Genomic DNA, 19,371 nt, shown 5'->3' with positions numbered 1-19,371 from the left:
AATGTTTATGATGCTTTTGCAGTGACTACATCAGGAGCATCAATGATTTCTTTCTTCTGCTCGGTAAATAAACCAGTCGCACCATTCGCGTAATCTTTAGGTTGCTCTTCCAGTGCTGCTTCTTTGTTTGCCGACTTTTCTTGTGGCTTCTCTGAATGAGCGGCCGCTGTCTTCACAAACGGGTTGTCTTGCTCTGGCAGGTTAGGGATCAGCTCCGAGCTGGTTTTTTCCATGTGTTGGTACAGTTTTGTGTAGTCCTTACCTAAGGTGTCCAACATCTCTGCTGATTTCGCAAAGTGATCAGCCAGCTCTTGTCGCTGCTGTTCAAGGGCAAACTTTGCGCTATCTAATTCTTTCTGTACGTTCTTTTGCTTCTTGTATTCAGGTGTCATGAGACGAGAAATAGCGACCCCTAGAATAACTCCGACTAGTAAACCGGCAATGGCATACATCCAAGGCATAACAGCTCCTTATTATTGTTTTTTAACATGTTTGTTACTGCTTAGTTACACGTGCTACGGCTCCATGGTACTATGAGAAAGCCGCAGTATAAAGAGAAATGCATGTGCGCTACTTAGCAGTTTAATGCTGCATTATTCGCCGCATAATGTCACGTCCCTTACTGTTTGAGCTTAATTTTATTCGCTGTCTGATATCGCTTTCATTGTGGAAATGTCGTCATGAATCCCGTCAAAAAATACGAACAAGATATAAAAGAGCATGGATTTCAAAGAGATCCAGCACAAGAGCAAGCCGTTAAATCTTTAGATGAACTTTTTCATCAGTTCCAAGATTATGTGAATACTCCTATTCCTCAATTGACTCGATTTCAGAAATTGCTCGGTAAAAAGCCAGAGCTACCAACGCCACCTAAAGGGCTCTATTTTTGGGGCGGTGTAGGGCGCGGTAAAACTTATCTGATGGATACGTTCTACGATGCCTTGCCGACCACTAAAAAAATGCGAGTGCACTTTCATCGTTTTATGTATCGAGTGCATGATGAATTAAAGGCGCTGGGCAATGTGAGTGATCCATTGCCTTTGGTTGCGGATAAGTTGAAGCAAGAGGCGGATATTATCTGTTTCGATGAGTTTTTCGTTTCAGATATCACCGACGCGATGATCTTAGGCACCTTATTCCAAGAACTATTCGCACGAAACGTTATCTTGGTTGCGACCTCAAATATTCCTCCTGCAGACCTGTATCGTAATGGTCTGCAACGTGCGCGTTTCTTACCTGCGATTAAACTGATTCAAGACAACTGCCATATTCTTAATGTGGACAGCGGCATTGATTATCGTCTGCGTACCTTAGAGCAGGCCGAGATATACCACTATCCACTCGATAGCCAAGCGAACATCAATCTTGAAAAGTACTACAACCAACTGGTTGGGGAAGATAAAGAGAGACTCAAGCAGATTGAAGTGAATCATCGTCAGTTAGACGTTATCGAAGCAAGCGATGGCGTGTTGCATGGAACTTTTGCTCAGCTTTGTCAGTCGGCCCGAAGCCAGAACGACTACATTGAACTGTCTCGCGTTTATCACACGGTTCTCTTGGCTGATGTTCTGCAGATGGGCGCGACTTCTGATGATGCAGCAAGACGTTTTATCGCATTAGTGGACGAGTTCTATGAGCGTAATGTAAAGCTGATTATTTCCGCCGAAGTAGAGCTAGATAATTTATATACCCACGGCCAGCTAGAGTTTGAATTTAAACGGTGTCAGTCGCGTTTAATTGAAATGCAGAGCCATGAATATTTAGCAAAAGAGCACTTGAGTTAGATAGGATTATCTCGATTGAGAAGTAGAAATAAAAAAATCGTGATTTTGTTCAAAAAGAGGTGATTTTTTCTTCGCTCTTCTCTATAATCCTGCGACCTACCGTTACTGCGGGCCTCTAACGATGAGTTAAATCACGTTATGCCAAGAGTTTTCCAACACTCGAAGGGGTGATGAATGGTGACTCTTAGACAGTGGGAATACGCGAGTATTCCTTAAGTGTAAATTTTTTAAATAGGTAATTATTAGCATGAAAACTTTCGTTGCTAAACCAGAAACTGTAAAACGCGACTGGTATGTTGTAGACGCTGAAGGTAAAACTCTTGGTCGTCTAGCAAGTGAAATCGCTTCTCGCCTTCGTGGTAAGCACAAAGCAGAATACACTCCTCACGTAGACACTGGTGATTACATCATCGTTGTTAACGCTGAGAAAGTTGCTGTAACTGGTAACAAAGCTAAGGGTAAGGTTTACTACCGTCACTCTGAGTTCCCAGGTGGTCTTAAGTCTATCACTTTCGAAAAGCTGATCGACAAGAAGCCAGAAATGGTTCTAGAACTAGCTGTTAAAGGTATGCTACCACGTGGTCCTCTAGGCCGCGCTATGTACCGTAAGCTAAAAGTATACGCTGGTGCTGAGCACAACCATGTTGCTCAACAACCACAAGTACTAGACATCTAATTGGGGATTATGAAAATGGCAGAGAATCAATACTACGGCACTGGTCGTCGCAAAAGCTCAGCAGCTCGTGTTTTCATCAAACCAGGTTCTGGTGAGATCGTAATCAACAAGCGTAGCCTTGATGTTTACTTCGGTCGTCCAACTTCTCGTATGGTTGTTAAGCAACCTCTTGAGCTAGTTGAACTAACTGAGAAACTTGACCTTTACATCACTGTTTCTGGTGGTGGTATTTCTGGTCAAGCTGGCGCAATCCGCCACGGTATCACTCGCGCTCTTATGGAGTACGATGAAACTCTACGTCCTGCTCTACGTGCAGCTGGCTACGTTACTCGTGACGCTCGTTGCGTTGAACGTAAGAAAGTTGGTCTACGTAAAGCACGTCGTAAACCTCAATTCTCTAAGCGTTAATTTTTCTTTACGAAAAAGTATACGCTTCCAGTTTTATTACTGGAATTGTGGTTCAAAGCTCGGCTATATGCCGGGCTTTTTGTTTTTATACCCCCGCTAAACGCTTTCCCCCTCTCGTTTTATTTCCAAATTCTTATATTTTGAAAGCTTTTGTAACCCAATGTGCGCTTTGCCTCATGATTGTTACAAAAAGGTAGCTTTATCTTGTCAAAAAGTAGGGTTTTATTTATCATTTGCCGTCAATAAATAGAACTAAATACATATTTTGTTAGCCATGCTCTTTAATCGGAATAATTTCAATCCACAAGGAGCAAATGGGAGAATGTTTGGATGAGCAACGCGCCTTTAAATAACGGTCGCAGGCGTTTCTTAACCGCAACAACAGCCGTTGTTGGTGGTTTGGGAGCTGCTGCTGTAGCCGTGCCTTTTATTAAATCATGGAATCCGAGTGCCAAGGCGAAAGCTGCGGGTGCACCGGTGGAAGTGGAAGTCAGCAAGTTAGAACCGGGACAAATGGTTCGTGTCGAGTGGCAAGGTAAACCTGTATGGGTTGTACGCCGTGCTGAGTCGGTACTAGAAAACCTAAAATCTATCGGTGGTCAACTTCGTGATCCTCAATCTGAAGCTGAACAACAACCTGAATACGCACAGAACGAATTCCGTTCAATTAAGCCGGAATTCTTCGTTGCTGTTGGTTTCTGTACGCACTTAGGTTGTTCTCCGACTTACCTACCTGATTCTTTCGCAGAACAAGTACAAGGTGTTAAGTCTGGTTTCTTCTGTCCGTGTCATGGTTCGAAATTTGATATGGCTGGTCGAGTATTCCAAGGCGTACCAGCACCATTGAACCTTGTTGTGCCAAAGCATATGTATTTAAGCGACACCAAGATCCTGATCGGTATTGACGAGGGAGATGCATAATGCAAGGACTACTAGACTGGGTTGAAAAACGCATACCCGCGATGAATGCTTACAAAAAGCACTTATCTGAATACCCAATGCCTAAGAACTTTAACTTTTGGTACCTTTTCGGTTCTTTGGCAATGTTGGTATTGGTTAACCAAATCCTGACTGGTATTTGGTTAACAATGAACTACGTACCGTCTGGTGATGGTGCGTTTGCTTCAGTTGAATACATCATGCGTGACGTAGAATACGGTTGGCTACTACGTTACATGCACTCGACGGGTGCTTCGGCATTCTTCGTAGTTATCTACCTGCACATGTTCCGTGGTCTAATCTACGGTTCTTACCAAAAACCTCGTGAGCTACTTTGGATCTTCGGTATGTTGATCTTCTTGGTGCTTATGGCTGAGGCTTTCATGGGTTACCTACTACCATGGGGTCAAATGTCTTACTGGGGTGCTCAGGTAATCATTTCTCTGTTTGGTGCGATTCCTGTTATCGGTGATGACCTAACGCTTTGGATCCGTGGTGACTACATCATCTCTGGTGCAACGCTGAACCGTTTCTTCGCACTTCACGTTATCGCGCTACCAATCGTACTTCTGCTGCTTATCGTACTTCACGTACTAGCACTGCACGAAGTGGGTTCGAACAACCCAGACGGTATCGAGACTAAACTACCTAAAGGTACGATGGGCGACGACTACAAAACTCAGTTCCCATTCCACAAGGATTACACTAAGAAATACGACATCATCGACTCTATTCCTTTCCACCCATACGGGACTGTGAAAGATATGGTAGGTGTTGCTGGTTTCCTATTCTTCTTCTGTTACGTGTTGTTCTTCAACCCTGAAATGGGTGGATATTTCCTTGAGCCGCCTAACTTTGAAGCTGCGAACCCACTGAAGACTCCTGAGCACATCGCTCCTGTATGGTACTTCACGCCGTTCTACGCAATCCTACGTGCGGTTCCAGATAAGCTGCTAGGTGTTGTAGCGATGGGCGCATCAATTGTTGTGCTATTCCTACTACCGTGGTTTGACCGTTGTAAAGTACGTTCGTACCGTTACCGTAGCAAATTGCACTTGATTAATATCATCCAATTCACAATAAGCTTTATTGCGCTTGGTGTACTTGGTGCGCTTCCAGCAACGCCAACTTACACGCTACTAGCACAAATCTTTAGCTTAGGTTACTTCATGTTCTTCGTTCTACTGTGGTTCTACAGTAAAAATGAAGCGACGAAACCATTACCAGAAAGGGTGACATTCAAATGAAAAAGTGGATTGTAATTTTATTTGCTATGTTGCCGTCTTTGGCGATGGCAGCGGGTGTAAACGTACCATTAGACAAAGCGAACAATGACTTAACGGACAAAGCTTCATTGCAAAATGGCGCTAAGATGTTCATGAACTACTGTTTCGCTTGTCACTCAACGCAGTACCAACGTTATGAACGTGTTGCGAATGATTTAGAGATCCCTGTAGATCTAATGAAGGAAAATCTGATTTTCGACCCAGAAGCGAAAATTGGTAGCTTGATGGTTAATGCTATGCCAGCTGAGCAAGCGGCAAGTTGGTTTGGTGCTCCGCCACCAGATCTAACTTTGGTTGCTCGTGTTCGTGGTGCAGATTGGCTATACACGTACCTTCGCACTTTCTACGAAGATCCATCTCGTCCATTTGGCGTGAACAACATTGTTTTCCCAAGCGTAGGTATGCCGCACGTACTTGAAGAACTACAAGGCATCCCAACGCCAATCTACGAAACTCACATCGTAGATGGTGAAGAGGTTGAAGTGGTTGTTGGTACTGAAACTGACGGTTCTGGTGAACTAAGTGCTGGTGAGTACGACGACGCAGTTCGTGACCTAGTTAACTTCCTTGTTTACTCAGGCGACCCTGTGAAACTTGAGCGTCACGCAATGGGTTGGTGGGTAATGGCTTTCTTAGTACTGTTCACGATCATCGTGGTTCTACTGAAGAAAGAGTATTGGCGTGATGTGCACTAATTGTGCTATAATACCGTGCTAATTCCCAAATTATGTTAATGTTCAATGGAGGCTTTAGGCCTCCATTGTTTTTATTTAAAGTGTACTGGAGGGCTCCATGGCTGTAGCTGCCAATAAACGTTCTGTAATGACTCTTTTCTCAAGTGCTTCTGATATGTATAGCCATCAGGTGCGCATCGTTCTTGCTGAAAAAGGCGTAAGTGTTGAAGTTGAGTTGGTTGATGAAAAAAATCTTCCAGCAGAGCTTGTTGAACTGAACCCGTACAAATCAGTACCAACTCTTGTTGATCGTGAGCTTGCTCTTTACGACTCTAAGATCATCATGGAATACCTAGATGAGCGTTTTCCTCATCCACCATTGATGCCTGTATACCCTGTTGCTCGTGGTAACAGCCGTCTAATGATGTACCGTATTGAGCGTAACTGGTACTCAGTTGCAGAGAAGATTGTTAAAGGCAATGCTGAAGAATCTGAAGCAGCACGTACTAAACTACGTAACGATCTACTGACTCTTGCTCCTATCTTTGCTGAGTACGAGTACTTCATGAGCGAAGAATTCAGCCTAATCGATTGCTACCTTGCTCCGCTACTATGGCGTTTACCTGAGCTTGGTATCGAGCTAATTGGCCCTGGTTCTAAAGAGCTTAAAGTTTACATGAACCGCGTATTTGAACGTGATTCATTCCTTGCTTCTCTAACAGAAGCTGAGCGCGAGATGCGACTAGTTCGCTAAGCGTTATGGATATTTCAAATATGACACCACGCCGACCATACATGCTACGTGCATTTTATGATTGGCTGGTTGATAACGAATTAACTCCGCATCTTGTTGTTGAAGCAACATTACCTGGTGTGCGAGTTCCAGAAGAGTTTGTTCAAGATGGTCAGATTATTCTGAACATCGCGCCTCGCGCGGTTGGCCAACTTGAGCTGGGTAACGAAGCAGTCACGTTTAGTGCTCGTTTTAGTGGTCGTCCTCACTCTGTGATCGTTCCACTTTATGCTGTACAAGCGATTTACGCTCGTGAGAATGGTGCTGGTACCATGTTTGAACCTGAAGAGGCTTACATGACTTCGCTTGAAGAAGGGATTGAAGAAGGTCCTTTCGAAGAGCCAGAAAAAGGCCCATCTTTGAGTGTTGCAACGGCTGAACCAGAAGCTGAAGAGCCAGACTCAGATCCTGAGCCTCCTCGCCCAGCGAAAGGTCGCCCAAGCCTTCGTGTTATCAAATAACGTTAGTTATAAATAACGATTCAATAAAAAAGCAGCGACTCACCGCTGCTTTTTTCTTTTCTGTTTCCTGCTGAACTCTGTACAGTTTCAGCTTAATCGCTAGTTAACGGCTGTCTCGTCTTCACCATATTCAAATGCTCGGATTACCTGCTTCACACCTGAAATGTTGCGTGCTACTTCGGTCGCGATATCTGCATGTTCACGAGATACTAAGCCCAGTAAGAATACTTCTGAATCTTCAGTGATCACTTTCACTTTGATGCCGTTAAGCTCAGAGTTAGCCAGCAGAGCTGATTTCACTTTAGTGGTAATCCAGCTGTCTTTGCTGATAGCGCTAACTGATAGAGGTTCTTTCACGCGAATCTGGTTGTGAATCGTTTCAACACCAGGTACATCTTTCGCTTGGCTTTCAAAAGAGCGGCGTTCAGCATCTGTTGTAGCTTGACCCATTAACACCACAGAGCCGCGGTAAGAGCTGGCAGTAACACGAACGCTACCACGGTATGGCTGTTTATTGGTGATTGCTGCGACTTCAAATTCGATATTGTTGTCGTTCCAAATCTCTTTGGTGGTACGAGTGTCAGTGACAATGTTTGCTGTGGTTGCTGCACCAGCAATGAAAATGCCAGCACAACCAGATAAAGATAGTGTAAGTAGCGAAACACTAATCAGCTTGAATAGCGTCTTAGAGGTAAATAATTTCATTGTGATGCTCCGTATATCACTCTTCGTGAGCAGGGAAGAGTACTTGATCGATAAGGTCACATAGGCAGTGCAGTGTCACCATGTGGACTTCATGAATACGTGCAGTACGGTGTGATGGGATGCGAATCTCAACATCGTGCTCACCAAGCAAACCTGCCATTTCACCACCGTCTTTACCGGTAAAAGCGATGATCGTCATGTCACGAGTTACCGCTGCTTCCATCGCTTTGATGATGTTTTTGCTGTTACCGCTAGTAGAGATAGCCAGTAAAATATCACCCGTTTGACCAAACGCACGTACCTGCTTAGAGAAGATCTCTTCGTAGTGGTAGTCGTTTGCAACCGCAGTAAGCGTGGTGTTATCAGCGGTAAGAGCCATTGCTGGTAGGCTAGGGCGCTCGGTTTCAAAACGGTTAAGTAGGCACGATACAAATTGCTGAGCGTTTGATGCAGAACCACCATTACCACAACATAGGATTTTGTTTCCGTTGAGTAAGGTCGCAACCATAGCTTGAGCTGCGTGCGTGATTGCGTCTGGTAGTGCTTCTGCAGCCGCAATTTGGATTTGAATACTTTCTGTAAAACTTTCTTTAATGCTGTCTAGCATGTTTATCCTTGGGTAATCGCGTTTTGAATCCAGTTGATATGATCATCCGGCCCTTCAATGGCAATGATATCAAACCTGAAGTCTGTGGAGTGTACCGACAAGCCTTGCTGTATCAGCCACACTTGGGCTGTTTTGAGTAGCCTTTGTGACTTCTTCGCTGTCACCATCTCAGCGGCATGTCCGTAGCGAGTTTGCTTACGGTATTTTACCTCGGCAAACACAATCGTATTGTTATGGCGCATTATAAGATCAATCTCGCCACATTTTGCTATGAAGTTTTGTTGAATTAACGATAAACCGTGGCGGGTCAGATAGGCCTTTGCCACGGCCTCGTATTGATCACCTACCTGTTTATGGGTGACCGTTGCTTTAGATAAGAACGTTCGGCTAAAAAGCCCCATGCTCTGCCCAGCTGATTTCACGTTGTACCACACAGTTGTTGTCGATGGTTAACACACCAGTTTCACCCGGGATGCTGTAACCTTGTACGGCTTTCATCTGTGGTAGCGCATCCATTAGGTAGTATGCATCCATACCTAACGCTTGCAGACGTTTCTGTCCGTTTGAATGTGCTGGCCATAGTTCGTTAAGCTCTTTGTTCAGCTCGCCTTTGTTTTCAACAAGTAGTGGGATATCGCTGTAGAATACACCTGTTAGGTCTTCATACTGCTTATCACCACTGTTGCTGCGTGAGTTAGAGAACAGAGCTGGCTGGCTCGCGTCTGGGTTGATCGCAACTTCAATGAAAGGCTTGATCAGCGTTAGCTCTGAGTTCTTCGCCACGATGTAGACAGAATCGATATCACGACGACTGCGTGGTTCGGTCTCTAGGTCAAGATCAAGTAGGTTATCCATTTGCGCGATACGCTGTTGGCTCTCTTGTAGACCGAATACCTGATTCACGTTGCGTTGAAGTTGGCGTTTGTCAGAAAAGAAGCTGATTGCCACATCGTTGTTGCTGTATTTCTTCCACTCTTCTTTAAACGCTTGCTCAACACGATCGCCAAGGCGACCCTTCGGAGCCAGAATCAGTGGGTATTTGTAGCCTTGAGCAAACAGGTGTTTCGCTGCTTGAGCAACTTCTTGCTCTGGTGATAGAGCGAGGTAGCAAATATTGGTGTCAGGTTCTAGCTGAGTTGGAATATTCAGAGCTAAAGCCGGGATTGAATTCTCGTGGTTTTTCTGTGCTTGCTGAAGCTTAGTGATGTTGCTCTTAATCAGTGGACCAACGATGAAATCAACATTGTTCTCTTCTAGCGTAGCTTTAATCTCAGCGGCACTTTGAACATTGGTATCCATAACCGTTAGCGTTGCATCTTCTTCGCGCTCTTTGTCATTCATCATCGCAAAGATAAAACCATCACGTACCAGTTGTGCTTGCTTGCCATATTTACCCGTTAGCGGTAGCAGCAGTGCAGTACTGGTTGGTTTGCTGATCTCTAACGCTAGGATGTCAGTGATTGCTTGCGGTGTGTAAGTAGCAGCAGGGTGCTTAGGGTTTTCGGCTAACCAATCAGACAGGGTTTCCTGTAGGTTTGGAAGGTTCGAGTTAAGCGTCTTCATATAAATAGCGAGCTGTAACCAACCGGCTAAAACGTCTTCCGTCGGCGACGTTTTTAGCTCTAGAATCTCATATTGAGAGTAGCTATTTAGATTTTGCCAGATTCGATCAGCGGTTTGCTGTTGGAGCTCGTCGTTATCTTCTGCGTACTCAGAATAAAGAACAAGTTCACGGCTCGCCTCGAAATACTCGCTTCGCATCTCTGAAATATTCGCGCGTAGCTCGTGGTAATCTTTCCACTGCTCGTTTGGTAGTTTCCACCAAGGCTGGAAGTTTAGTTGGCTGTACGCTTGATCCAGCTGTGAGTTATTCACCAACAGTTGAGCTCGAGCGAGTTGCCACTCTGCTTGCTGAACTTCAGTAAGTTCTTGTTTTGCTATGCGTTTAATAAGCAGAGTCGCTTGGTCAGTTTTGCCAGCCTGCACAGAAGCTTTAAGCGCCATGATTAACCAGTCGTTTTGTAGGCTTCCTTTGCTACTATCCGCTTGCATCATGTAACTTTCAGTGGATTGCACTGGATCTAGTGTAATATCTACGCTTGTTGGTGCTTGCGGACCTGAAGAACAAGCCGCCAATGTAATTGCTAATGCAATTGGAGTTAGTAAGCGTGGTACACTGAGTCTCTTATGGTTCATCGTTGCCATGAGTTCTTTAAATTCCGTATAAATTTGTATCTATATTAATCGTTGAAGTGATGGTAAACAAATGACAGATAACAAAACCTTGCTCACAGAGAGCCCAACTCTCTACATTGTGCCTACCCCAATCGGAAATTTGGGAGATATCACTCAAAGAGCAATTGAAATTTTATCAAGTGTCGATGTTATTGCAGCCGAAGACACACGCCACACGGGTAAGCTGCTTGCTCACTTCAATATATCAACCAGAACGTTCGCTTTACATGATCATAATGAACAAACTAAAGCTCAAGTTCTAGTCGAAAAGTTATTAGAAGGTCAGTCTATCGCATTAGTCTCTGATGCGGGTACACCTTTAATTAGTGACCCAGGTTACCATCTTGTATCACAATGTCGTCAAGCGGGTGTGAGAGTTGTGCCACTTCCTGGTGCTTGTGCGGTGATTACCGCGTTAAGTGCGTCAGGTTTACCATCGGATCGTTTCAGCTTTGAAGGCTTTTTGCCACCAAAGAGTAAAGGTCGTAAAGATAAGTTCCTAGAGATCGCGAAAGCAGAGCGTACGTGCATCTTTTACGAATCACCGCACCGCATTTCTGACTCTCTACAAGACATGCTTGAGATCTTAGGTCCTGACCGTGAAGTTGTGTTGGCGCGTGAGTTAACTAAGACTTTCGAAACCATTCAAGGTCTGCCTCTTGGTGAGCTGATTGAGTGGATTGAGGAGGACGCAAACCGTAAGCGCGGAGAAATGGTTCTCTTGATTCATGGTCACCGCGAAGAAGCGAGCACAGAACTACCAGATGAAGCGACTCGCACGCTAGGTATTCTGACCAAAGAACTGCCTCTTAAAAAAGCGGCGGCAATGACTGCAGAAATCTACAACCTGAAAAAGAACGCGCTGTACAAATGGGGCCTAGAGCACCTGGATGGTTAATGCTTCTTTGAGCAGTTAACAAAGATACAGATAAAAGAGCTCGCAATGAGCTCCTTTTATCTGTATCTCTCAACACAGCACTCTAATCCGCTTTTAGTTCTGTTCTCATCTCGAATCTCGCCACTCGCATCTGCTCTTTAGGTCAATTCCCCACCAGTTAATCATTGGTTTGCACCATATTTGTGATCTCGCTAGACACTGCACACTAATCTCTATACAATCCGCCCTCGGAGTTGAACGGGTAATCGCTGCTTTGCTGATGTCCTTCGGGAGACTGACGTTGAGGTCCTTCTGGAAACTGACGTTGAAGTCCTTCGGGAGACTGGCAGAGGGGAGGAACGTCCGGGCTCCATAGAGCAGGGTGCCAGATAACGTCTGGGGGGCGCGAGCCCACGACAAGTGCAGCAGAGAGAAGACCGCCGATGGCCTCATTTCTTCGGAAGGGGCACAGGTAAGGCTGAAAGGGTGCGGTAAGAGCGCACCGTGCGACTGGTAACAGTTCGTAGCAAGGTAAACTCCACCCGGAGCAAGATCAAATAGGCCCTCACATTGCGTTGCTCGCGTATGGGGGCGGGTAGATTGCTTGAGCCTGTGAGCGATTGCAGGCCTAGACGAATGGTTACCGCCGCGCAAGCGGAACAGAACCCGGCGTATGTGTCAACTCCACCCATTTTAAGAACCCATCATTACTTAACGGTAGTGATGGGTTTTTTGCTTTATATTGACGTAAATTATTTAGATTTCCTTAAAATCCGTCATCTTGGTATGAGCTTGGGTCAAAAATTCCCAAAGCCTGTACACAATATGGTGGAGATACAGCGTGAAATCAGTACACTAAAACGTTAACAGAACAAATTATTGCCGAACTAATGGCTCAATCCACTCACTGAGAAGACTATGACAGAAGCATTCAAACATATTTCAGTATTGCTTAACGAATCTATTGACGGACTTGCGATCAAACCTGACGGTACCTACATCGATGGTACTTTTGGCCGTGGTGGTCACAGCCGTACAATCCTGTCTAAACTGGGCGAGAATGGACGACTATTTAGTATCGACCGCGATCCACAAGCGATTGCAGAAGCACAAAAAATTGATGACCCTCGCTTTACTATCATCCACGGCCCATTCTCAGGTATGGCTGAATACGCAGAGCGTTATGATTTAGTGGGTAAAGTTGACGGTGTTCTGCTGGATTTAGGCGTTTCTTCTCCGCAACTTGATGACGCTGAACGTGGCTTCAGTTTCATGAAAGATGGCCCACTAGATATGCGTATGGACCCAACTTCGGGCATCCCTGTATCTCAGTGGCTACTAGAAGCGGATCTTGATGATATCACTTGGGTGATTCGTGAGTTTGGTGAAGACAAGCACGCTCGTCGTATCGCAAAAGGCATCATCGCTTATCAAGAAAACGAAGAGAATGAGCCATTAACTCGTACTGGTCAGTTGGCTAAGCTTATCTCTGATGTCGCACCAAAAAGCTTCAAAGAGAAAAAGCACCCAGCAACACGTGCTTTCCAAGCATTCCGTATCTACATTAACAGTGAATTGGAAGAGATCGATACGGCACTAAAAGGCGCAGCAAGCATTCTTGCCCCAGAGGGTCGCCTGTCTGTTATTAGCTTCCACTCACTTGAAGACCGTATGGTGAAGCGCTTTATTCGTAAAGAGAGCCAAGGCCCACAAGTGCCTCACGGTCTCCCTTTAACGGAAGAGCAGATCAAAGCACTAGGCAGTGCTGTTCTTAAGCCGGTAGGCAAAGCGATAAAACCATCGAAAGGCGAAGTGGATGAGAACACTCGTTCACGTAGCTCAGTATTACGAATCGCAGAAAAGCTATAGTCAATGAAGACCTCCAAGCCGAACTTAGCCAAGATAATATTTTTTGATTTGATCTCCGTGGGTAAACTCCCATTGGTGTTGCTTATCTGTATCTTCGCGAGCGCGATGGGGGTCGTTCTCACGACACACATGTCACGTCAGGCAATCACGCAAAAAGACATGGCATTGAGTGAGCGTGAGCAGCTTGATAATGAATGGCGAAATTTAATGCTTGAAGAGACGGCTCTGGCTGAACACAGTCGCGTTCAAGCATCGGCAAAACGAGAGCTAGACATGAAACGTCCAGACTCCGACAAAGAAGTTGTGATCACACTGAAATGACCGGAAAAAAGGAAAAAGCACCCGCGAAAGCCGTTAAGAAACCAACGAAAGAGCGAGTGAAGAGCGAAAAGGACTCGGATCCAATTCTGATTAAATGGCGTTTCAACGTCGTTATTGCTTTTGTGTTGGTTGCCTTTTCTGTACTAGTCGGTCGTGTGGCTTACATCCAAGTCATTGAACCAGATAACTTAATTCGTCAGGGCGACCTTCGTTCTGTACGTGTTAAGGCTATTCCTTCTGCCCGCGGTATCATTTCAGACCGTAATGGCGAACCACTTGCTGTTAGTGTGCCTGTTGAAGCGGTATGGGCTGACCCGAAAACCATCTTCGATAAAAATGGTATGGCCCAAATTGATCGTTGGTATGCACTAGCTGATGTACTCGGTTTAGATCGACAATCGATGATCAACAAGATCTCCAGCGACAAATCCCGTCGTTTTATCTACCTACAAAGACAAGTTAGCCCAGCAATGGCGAAATATATCCGCGACTTAAAGCTGGTGGGTATTGGTCTTAAAGCAGAATCTCGTCGTTATTACCCAGCCGGTGAAGTCAGCGCGCATCTTATTGGTGTGACCGGAATTGACGGACACGGCCTAGAAGGTGTCGAGCGCAGCTACGATAAGTGGCTAACGGGTGAAGCAGGTAAACGTACAATCCGTAAAGACCGTTACGGGCGAGTCGTTGAAAACATTGCACTAGAAGAGCGTGAAGAGGGGAAACCACTCGAATTAACCATCGATCAGCGCTTACAAGCCATCGCTTATCGAGCGATTAAACAGGCGGTAGCCGATCACAAGGCGACGTCTGGCTCTGCTATCTTATTAGACGTAAAAACGGGGGCGGTTTTGGCCATGGTCAACGCGCCGTCTTACAACCCAAACAATCGTGCTGATTTACAAAGCTTTAAGATGCGTAACCGCGTGATTACTGATGCTTTTGAACCAGGTTCGACGGTTAAGCCTTTTGTCGTGCTAGCCGCTCTCGAAAATGGTACCGCGGATGCTGATACTGTAATTGATACGGGCAACGGCATCATGCAAATCGGCGGTAGCCGTGTACGTGATACTTCTAAAGTTGGCAAGGCAGACTTAGCGTTAATCCTTAAGAAGTCGAGTAACATCGGTGTGGCGAAATTAGCACTGGATATGCCGCTGGAAGCGCTATTGGGTATGTACAGTTCAGTAGGCCTAGGTGAGATGTCTGGGCTGAACCTAGTAGGTGAAACTGCCGGTATTTTCCCTAACCGTCGACGCTGGTCTAAGTTTGAAATTGCGACCTTATCCTTTGGTTATGGCCTAGCGATTACTCCACTTCAATTGGCTCATGCCTATGCGACGTTAGCGAATCACGGTGTTTACGAACCTATTCATATCGTTAAAAGCAACGACCAAGATTTCTCAAAACAGATCATCAAGCGCGAAAATGCTGAGTTGGTTTTGAACATGCTAGAAGGCGTAACCCAAAAGGGTGGTACAGCGACAAGAGCTGCCGTGCCGGGTTACCGAGTAGCAGCAAAAACAGGTACATCTAGAAAAGCGATTTCCGGTGGTTATGGAGACGAGTACTTCGCCTATACCGCTGGTGTTGCTCCGGTGAGTGATCCAAGAGTCTCTTTGGTTGTGATGATCAATGAACCTCAAGGTGACCTCTACTATGGTGGCTCGGTCGCAGCCCCTGTTTTTTCCGAAATCATGAAGGGCGCACTGCAAATTCTGAATGTCCCTGCTGATGAAAACAAGTTTCAAGAATAGAGCTAATCAGGATTCAATATGAGTAATAGCCTCACGCTGTCATCTTTACTTTCTCCTTGGGGAGATTTTAGTGCTCCCGAGTTAGCGTCGATTGCGGTTGAGCAATTGGAGCTCGACAGTCGTGCCATCAAGGACGGTGATATTTTTGTTGCCATTGTAGGGCACGCAGTCGATGGTCGTCGTTTTATCGATAAAGCCGTTGCTCAGGGCGCAAAGGCGGTTATTGCACAAGCTAGCGATGACAAAGTGCATGGTTTGGTTGAATGGTTAAATGAAGTGCCGGTGATTTATGTATCAGAGCTAAATTCAATTCTCTCTGAACTGGCGGGTCATGTTTACTCTTCTCAAGCAACCAAGCTTATTGGCGTTACTGGCACCAATGGCAAAACCACCATCACTCAATTGATTGCTCAGTGGCTAGACCTAGTGGGTCAACGCTCTGCGGTAATGGGCACCACGGGTAACGGTTTTCTAGACAACCTTAAAACGGCGGCTAATACGACTGGTAGTGCGATTGAAATACAACGCACACTGAGTGAGTTGGCTGAAGAAAATGCCGTTTATACCGCGATGGAAATCTCGTCCCATGGTTTGGTTCAAGGCCGAGTCAAGGCGTTGGACTTTGAGGTTGGTGTATTTACCAACCTGAGCCGTGACCACTTGGATTACCACGGTACGATGGAAGAGTACGCACTGGCTAAGAAGAGCTTGTTTACTCAGCATAAGTGTAAGCACGCTGTGATTAATGTGGACGATGAAGTCGGTAAAGCTTGGATGGCAGATCTGTCCAATGCAGTAGCCGTATCATTGCTTCCGTTATCGGGTTACCAGCAGTCAGTATGGGCATCGGATGTTGGTTATGCAGAGACAGGTATCAAACTCGCTTTTGATGGCAGTTGGGGACAGGGACAACTGTCTGTTCCTTTAATTGGCCAGTTCAACGCATCAAATGTATTGGTTGCTTTCGCGACATTACTTTCACTAGGCATCGACAAGCAAACTTTGATCGACACAGCACCTCAATTGCAACCGGTTATTGGTCGCATGGAATTGTTCCAAGTACCAAACAAAGCAAAAGTAGTGGTCGATTACGCGCATACACCAGACGCACTAGAGAAAGCATTAGCAGCACTGCGAGTTCACTGCTCTGGAAAGCTATGGGCAATCTTTGGCTGCGGTGGTGATCGAGATACCGGCAAGCGCCCTATGATGGCGGTGACCGCGGAGCAGTTCGCCGACAACATTATTATTTCAGATGACAACCCTCGCAGCGAAGATCCGGCATTGATTGTTAAAGACATGCTGGCCGGCTTAAGTGAGCCTGATGCCGCCTTTGTTGAACACGATCGTTTTCAGGCGGTTAAGTTTGCTTTAGAGCAGGCGGGTAATAACGACATTATTCTTCTGGCAGGTAAAGGCCATGAGGATTACCAAGTATTGAAAGACAAAACGATACACTATTCGGATCGAGAGTCTGCGCTACAACTTTTAGGTATTTCATAATGATTGATGTATCACTCGAGCAGATCTGCTCAGCGGTGAGCGGCCAGCTGATAGAGGCTGGCAAATCGAGCAATAGTTTGATCAATGCGGTTTCTACCGACACTCGCACTGTTGAAGAAGGTGCGTTGTTTGTTGCTCTTGTTGGTGAACGTTTTGATGCACATGATTTTTGCGGTCAGGCTGTTGAGGCTAATGCGAGTGCGTTATTAGTCGAACGAAAACTTGACCTAAATATTACTCAAGTTGTTGTTGAAGACACTAAACTAGCTTTAGGTCAGCTAAGTGCTTGGATTCATGAGCAATGTAACGTTCCAACTATGGCGATTACAGGCAGCTGCGGCAAGACGACAGTAAAAGAGATGGTTGCGAGCATTTTGCAGCAACGTGGCAAGGTGTTGTTTACAGCGGGTAACTTCAATAATGATATTGGGGTACCGTTAACTCTGCTGCGTAGTGAGCCAAGCGACGACTACGCAGTGATCGAACTAGGCGCCAATCACATCGGTGAAATTGCTTACACCACTCAGCTTGTTAAACCACAGGTTGCGTTGGTGAACAATGTCGCGGCAGCACACTTAGAAGGTTTTGGTTCTATCGATGGTGTGAAGCAAGCGAAAGGCGAAATTTTTCAGGGGCTTGCTGCTGGTGATACTGCTATTGTTAACCTAGAGAGCAATGGCGGTGATTTCTGGAATGATGTGCTTGCAGATAAAAGCGTGCTGACTTTTTCTGAAAGTGATGATGCTGCAGATTACTTTGCGACGAATATTCGCATCAATGAGCAGGGTGAAGCTTGCTTTGATATGCAGACTCCGCAAGGTGCCATCGATGTCGAACTTGGCATTATTGGTCAGCACAATGTGGCAAACGCATTAGCGGCAGCTGCACTGAGCATTCAATTCGGTGCCACGCTTGAAGAAATTAAAAGCGGTTTAGCGAATCTTATCTCTGTGAAAGGCCGAGTTGAGGTTCAACAATTAAGTCAGAATATCAAGCTGATAGATGACAGTTATAACGCCAGCGTACCGGCAATGAAGGCTGCAGCGAAATTGCTGTCGAGCTTCAAAGGTCAGCGCTGGTTGATTTTAGGCAATATGGCTGAATTAGGCGATGAAAGCCTTGCACTTCACCGTCAAGTCGGTGAATATGCTGCCCCATTCGCTTTTGAGCATGTACTCACTTACGGTGATGATACCAAGGTGATTAGTGAAGTGTGTAACGGCACCCACTTTGCAACGCACGAAGCGATGATCGCGCACATAGAGCAGCACTTGAGCTTGCCAGAAAACACGCCACATACCTTGTTGGTAAAAGGCGCCAATAGTGCAGGAATGAGTAAAATAGCCGCTGCTTTAAAGGAGAACTTTTCATGATAATTTGGCTTGCAGAGCTACTACAGCCACACTTTTCTTTTTTCCGTTTGTTCGAATACTTATCGTTTCGTGCAATCGCGAGCATTTTGACGGCTTTATGCCTGTCGCTGTGGATGGGACCTCGTTTAATTGAGCGTCTGCAAATGCTGCAAATTGGCCAAGTTGTTCGTAACGACGGCCCTGAGTCTCACTTCAGCAAACGTGGTACACCAACCATGGGTGGTGTGATGATCCTGGCTGCGATCATTATTACAGTCTTGCTTTGGGCTGATTTATCAAACCCTTACGTTTGGGCCGTGCTTGTCGTGCTAGGCGGTTACGGTGCAGTTGGTTTTGTTGATGATTATCGTAAAGTTGTTCGTAAGAACACTGATGGTCTGATTGCTCGTTGGAAGTACTTCTGGCAGTCGGCGATTGCTTTAGTAGTGGCATTTGCTCTGTATGCTCATGGGCAAGACACTGCAGCAACACAATTAGTGGTGCCTTTCTTTAAAGATGTGATGCCACAACTTGGTTTACTGTACATTGTTCTAACTTACTTTGTTATTGTGGGAACCAGTAACGCCGTAAACCTAACGGACGGCCTTGATGGCTTGGCGATTATGCCAACGGTTATGGTTGCAGCGGGTTTTGCTGTTATCGCTTGGGCGACAGGTAACGTTAACTTCGCAGCCTACCTACACATCCCATACATTCCATACACCTCTGAACTGGTTGTGGTATGTACTGCTATCGTTGGTGCTGGTCTTGGTTTCCTATGGTTCAACACTTACCCAGCTCAAGTATTCATGGGCGATGTTGGCTCTTTAGCTCTGGGTGGTGCGTTAGGTGTGATTGCGGTACTTGTTCGTCAAGAGTTGGTATTAGTGATCATGGGTGGCGTGTTTGTAATGGAGACCTTGTCAGTAATCCTGCAAGTTGGCTCTTACAAATTACGTGGCCAACGTATTTTCCGTATGGCACCGATTCACCACCACTACGAGCTTAAAGGCTGGCCAGAACCACGTGTTATCGTGCGCTTTTGGATCATCTCAATGGTGTTGGTACTGATTGGTTTAGCGACACTGAAAGTTCGTTAATCCTATGTGAGCCTCTGTTATAGGGGC

Annotated in this window: 20 protein-coding genes and 1 other RNA gene; 16 read left to right on the top strand and 5 right to left on the bottom strand. The window is 45.7% G+C overall.

Annotation, left to right across the window (positions count from 1 at the left end; genetic code table 11):
* Positions 1-5 precede the first annotated feature (5 nt).
* Positions 6-461 (bottom strand): DUF1043 family protein, encoded by a 456-nt coding sequence (locus tag L0991_11270; protein ID XGB61986.1) that lies wholly within the window; start codon positions 459-461, stop codon positions 6-8.
* A 219-nt stretch (positions 462-680) separates the two neighbouring features.
* Here L0991_11270 and L0991_11265 point away from each other — a divergent pair, with 219 nt between their 5' ends.
* The 8 genes from L0991_11265 (at position 681) to sspB (ending at position 7,021) form a co-directional block, all read left to right on the top strand.
* Positions 681-1,784 carry an AFG1 family ATPase gene (locus tag L0991_11265; GenBank protein XGB61985.1) on the top strand — a complete coding sequence of 368 codons (1,104 nt, stop codon included), beginning with the start codon at positions 681-683 and terminating at the stop codon, positions 1,782-1,784.
* 247 nt (positions 1,785-2,031) lie between these two features.
* On the top strand, positions 2,032-2,460 hold the full coding sequence (gene rplM, locus L0991_11260) for a 50S ribosomal protein L13 (protein ID XGB61984.1): 429 nt from the start codon (positions 2,032-2,034) through the stop codon (positions 2,458-2,460).
* Between the two features lie 15 nt (positions 2,461-2,475).
* Entirely contained in the window at positions 2,476-2,868 is a 393-nt protein-coding gene (rpsI, locus tag L0991_11255; GenBank protein XGB61983.1) for a 30S ribosomal protein S9, read from the top strand.
* A 330-nt stretch (positions 2,869-3,198) separates the two neighbouring features.
* A complete protein-coding gene (gene petA, locus L0991_11250; GenBank protein XGB61982.1) occupies positions 3,199-3,789 on the top strand; it encodes a ubiquinol-cytochrome c reductase iron-sulfur subunit in 591 nt (196 codons plus the stop codon).
* Entirely contained in the window at positions 3,789-5,054 is a 1,266-nt protein-coding gene (locus L0991_11245) for a cytochrome bc complex cytochrome b subunit (GenBank protein ID XGB61981.1), read from the top strand. Before petA ends, L0991_11245 begins: the two co-directional genes overlap by 1 nt.
* On the top strand, positions 5,051-5,788 hold the full coding sequence (locus tag L0991_11240) for a cytochrome c1 (protein ID XGB61980.1): 738 nt from the start codon (positions 5,051-5,053) through the stop codon (positions 5,786-5,788). Before L0991_11245 ends, L0991_11240 begins: the two co-directional genes overlap by 4 nt.
* Positions 5,789-5,885: 97 nt before the next feature.
* Positions 5,886-6,521: a stringent starvation protein A gene (gene sspA / locus L0991_11235; GenBank protein ID XGB61979.1), complete on the top strand. Its 636-nt coding sequence runs from the start codon at positions 5,886-5,888 to the stop codon at positions 6,519-6,521.
* Positions 6,522-6,541: 20 nt separating this feature from the next.
* A complete protein-coding gene (gene sspB, locus L0991_11230) occupies positions 6,542-7,021 on the top strand; it encodes a ClpXP protease specificity-enhancing factor (protein ID XGB61978.1) in 480 nt (159 codons plus the stop codon).
* 99 nt (positions 7,022-7,120) lie between these two features.
* On the opposite strand, the gene L0991_11225 is transcribed toward sspB, so the two are convergent.
* From L0991_11225 to L0991_11210, 4 genes are read right to left on the bottom strand one after another with little or no spacing between them, the layout of a single operon-like run.
* Entirely contained in the window at positions 7,121-7,726 is a 606-nt protein-coding gene (locus tag L0991_11225) for a BON domain-containing protein (GenBank protein ID XGB61977.1), read from the bottom strand.
* A gap of 16 nt (positions 7,727-7,742) precedes the next feature.
* Positions 7,743-8,333 carry a phosphoheptose isomerase gene (locus tag L0991_11220; GenBank protein ID XGB61976.1) on the bottom strand — a complete coding sequence of 197 codons (591 nt, stop codon included), beginning with the start codon at positions 8,331-8,333 and terminating at the stop codon, positions 7,743-7,745.
* 2 nt (positions 8,334-8,335) lie between these two features.
* The gene (locus L0991_11215; GenBank protein XGB63892.1) at positions 8,336-8,734 is read right to left on the bottom strand and encodes a YraN family protein; all 399 of its coding nucleotides are present in this window, start codon (positions 8,732-8,734) and stop codon (positions 8,336-8,338) included.
* Complete coding sequence (locus L0991_11210; GenBank protein XGB61975.1) at positions 8,721-10,538, bottom strand: penicillin-binding protein activator; 1,818 nt, start codon at positions 10,536-10,538, stop codon at positions 8,721-8,723. The genes L0991_11215 and L0991_11210 overlap by 14 nt, the downstream gene beginning before the upstream one ends.
* A gap of 61 nt (positions 10,539-10,599) precedes the next feature.
* Between L0991_11210 and rsmI the strand changes: the two genes are divergently transcribed.
* The 8 genes from rsmI to mraY all read left to right on the top strand — a co-directional run bounded on the left by rsmI (position 10,600) and on the right by mraY (position 19,344).
* Positions 10,600-11,466 carry a 16S rRNA (cytidine(1402)-2'-O)-methyltransferase gene (gene rsmI, locus L0991_11205; GenBank protein ID XGB61974.1) on the top strand — a complete coding sequence of 289 codons (867 nt, stop codon included), beginning with the start codon at positions 10,600-10,602 and terminating at the stop codon, positions 11,464-11,466.
* Between the two features lie 229 nt (positions 11,467-11,695).
* Positions 11,696-12,135, top strand: an RNA gene (rnpB, locus tag L0991_11200) — RNase P RNA component class A.
* 228 nt (positions 12,136-12,363) lie between these two features.
* Positions 12,364-13,314, top strand: a complete 951-nt coding sequence (gene rsmH / locus L0991_11195; protein XGB61973.1) for a 16S rRNA (cytosine(1402)-N(4))-methyltransferase RsmH — start codon at positions 12,364-12,366, stop codon at positions 13,312-13,314.
* Between the two features lie 3 nt (positions 13,315-13,317).
* Positions 13,318-13,635 (top strand): cell division protein FtsL, encoded by a 318-nt coding sequence (gene ftsL, locus L0991_11190; protein XGB61972.1) that lies wholly within the window; start codon positions 13,318-13,320, stop codon positions 13,633-13,635.
* Positions 13,632-15,389, top strand: a complete 1,758-nt coding sequence (locus L0991_11185; protein ID XGB61971.1) for a peptidoglycan glycosyltransferase FtsI — start codon at positions 13,632-13,634, stop codon at positions 15,387-15,389. Before ftsL ends, L0991_11185 begins: the two co-directional genes overlap by 4 nt.
* An 18-nt stretch (positions 15,390-15,407) precedes the next feature.
* Positions 15,408-16,892 (top strand): UDP-N-acetylmuramoyl-L-alanyl-D-glutamate--2,6-diaminopimelate ligase, encoded by a 1,485-nt coding sequence (gene murE, locus L0991_11180; protein XGB61970.1) that lies wholly within the window; start codon positions 15,408-15,410, stop codon positions 16,890-16,892.
* Positions 16,892-18,265 (top strand): UDP-N-acetylmuramoyl-tripeptide--D-alanyl-D-alanine ligase, encoded by a 1,374-nt coding sequence (gene murF, locus L0991_11175; protein XGB61969.1) that lies wholly within the window; start codon positions 16,892-16,894, stop codon positions 18,263-18,265. The genes murE and murF overlap by 1 nt, the downstream gene beginning before the upstream one ends.
* Positions 18,262-19,344: a phospho-N-acetylmuramoyl-pentapeptide-transferase gene (gene mraY, locus L0991_11170; protein XGB61968.1), complete on the top strand. Its 1,083-nt coding sequence runs from the start codon at positions 18,262-18,264 to the stop codon at positions 19,342-19,344. The genes murF and mraY overlap by 4 nt, the downstream gene beginning before the upstream one ends.
* The last annotated feature ends 27 nt before the right edge of the window (positions 19,345-19,371 follow it).

This window comes from Vibrio chagasii, assembly GCA_041879415.1.
In the GTDB taxonomy this organism is placed as follows: Bacteria; Pseudomonadota; Gammaproteobacteria; order Enterobacterales; family Vibrionaceae; genus Vibrio.
The sequence above is the reverse complement of the archived record's forward strand: the minus strand, read 5'-3'. Positions and strand labels throughout refer to the sequence as shown.

What these genes read in the sequence shown, in the direction of transcription:
- L0991_11270 (XGB61986.1), bottom strand. Translation starts at nt 461, where the DNA reads ATGCCTTGGATGTATGCCATTGCCGGTTTACTAGTCGGAGTTATTCTA.
- L0991_11265 (XGB61985.1), top strand. Translation starts at nt 681, where the DNA reads ATGAATCCCGTCAAAAAATACGAACAAGATATAAAAGAGCATGGATTT.
- rplM (XGB61984.1), top strand. Translation starts at nt 2,032, where the DNA reads ATGAAAACTTTCGTTGCTAAACCAGAAACTGTAAAACGCGACTGGTAT.
- rpsI (XGB61983.1), top strand. Translation starts at nt 2,476, where the DNA reads ATGGCAGAGAATCAATACTACGGCACTGGTCGTCGCAAAAGCTCAGCA.
- petA (XGB61982.1), top strand. Translation starts at nt 3,199, where the DNA reads ATGAGCAACGCGCCTTTAAATAACGGTCGCAGGCGTTTCTTAACCGCA.
- L0991_11245 (XGB61981.1), top strand. Translation starts at nt 3,789, where the DNA reads ATGCAAGGACTACTAGACTGGGTTGAAAAACGCATACCCGCGATGAAT.
- L0991_11240 (XGB61980.1), top strand. Translation starts at nt 5,051, where the DNA reads ATGAAAAAGTGGATTGTAATTTTATTTGCTATGTTGCCGTCTTTGGCG.
- sspA (XGB61979.1), top strand. Translation starts at nt 5,886, where the DNA reads ATGGCTGTAGCTGCCAATAAACGTTCTGTAATGACTCTTTTCTCAAGT.
- sspB (XGB61978.1), top strand. Translation starts at nt 6,542, where the DNA reads ATGACACCACGCCGACCATACATGCTACGTGCATTTTATGATTGGCTG.
- L0991_11225 (XGB61977.1), bottom strand. Translation starts at nt 7,726, where the DNA reads ATGAAATTATTTACCTCTAAGACGCTATTCAAGCTGATTAGTGTTTCG.
- L0991_11220 (XGB61976.1), bottom strand. Translation starts at nt 8,333, where the DNA reads ATGCTAGACAGCATTAAAGAAAGTTTTACAGAAAGTATTCAAATCCAA.
- L0991_11215 (XGB63892.1), bottom strand. Translation starts at nt 8,734, where the DNA reads ATGGGGCTTTTTAGCCGAACGTTCTTATCTAAAGCAACGGTCACCCAT.
- L0991_11210 (XGB61975.1), bottom strand. Translation starts at nt 10,538, where the DNA reads ATGGCAACGATGAACCATAAGAGACTCAGTGTACCACGCTTACTAACT.
- rsmI (XGB61974.1), top strand. Translation starts at nt 10,600, where the DNA reads ATGACAGATAACAAAACCTTGCTCACAGAGAGCCCAACTCTCTACATT.
- rsmH (XGB61973.1), top strand. Translation starts at nt 12,364, where the DNA reads ATGACAGAAGCATTCAAACATATTTCAGTATTGCTTAACGAATCTATT.
- ftsL (XGB61972.1), top strand. Translation starts at nt 13,318, where the DNA reads ATGAAGACCTCCAAGCCGAACTTAGCCAAGATAATATTTTTTGATTTG.
- L0991_11185 (XGB61971.1), top strand. Translation starts at nt 13,632, where the DNA reads ATGACCGGAAAAAAGGAAAAAGCACCCGCGAAAGCCGTTAAGAAACCA.
- murE (XGB61970.1), top strand. Translation starts at nt 15,408, where the DNA reads ATGAGTAATAGCCTCACGCTGTCATCTTTACTTTCTCCTTGGGGAGAT.
- murF (XGB61969.1), top strand. Translation starts at nt 16,892, where the DNA reads ATGATTGATGTATCACTCGAGCAGATCTGCTCAGCGGTGAGCGGCCAG.
- mraY (XGB61968.1), top strand. Translation starts at nt 18,262, where the DNA reads ATGATAATTTGGCTTGCAGAGCTACTACAGCCACACTTTTCTTTTTTC.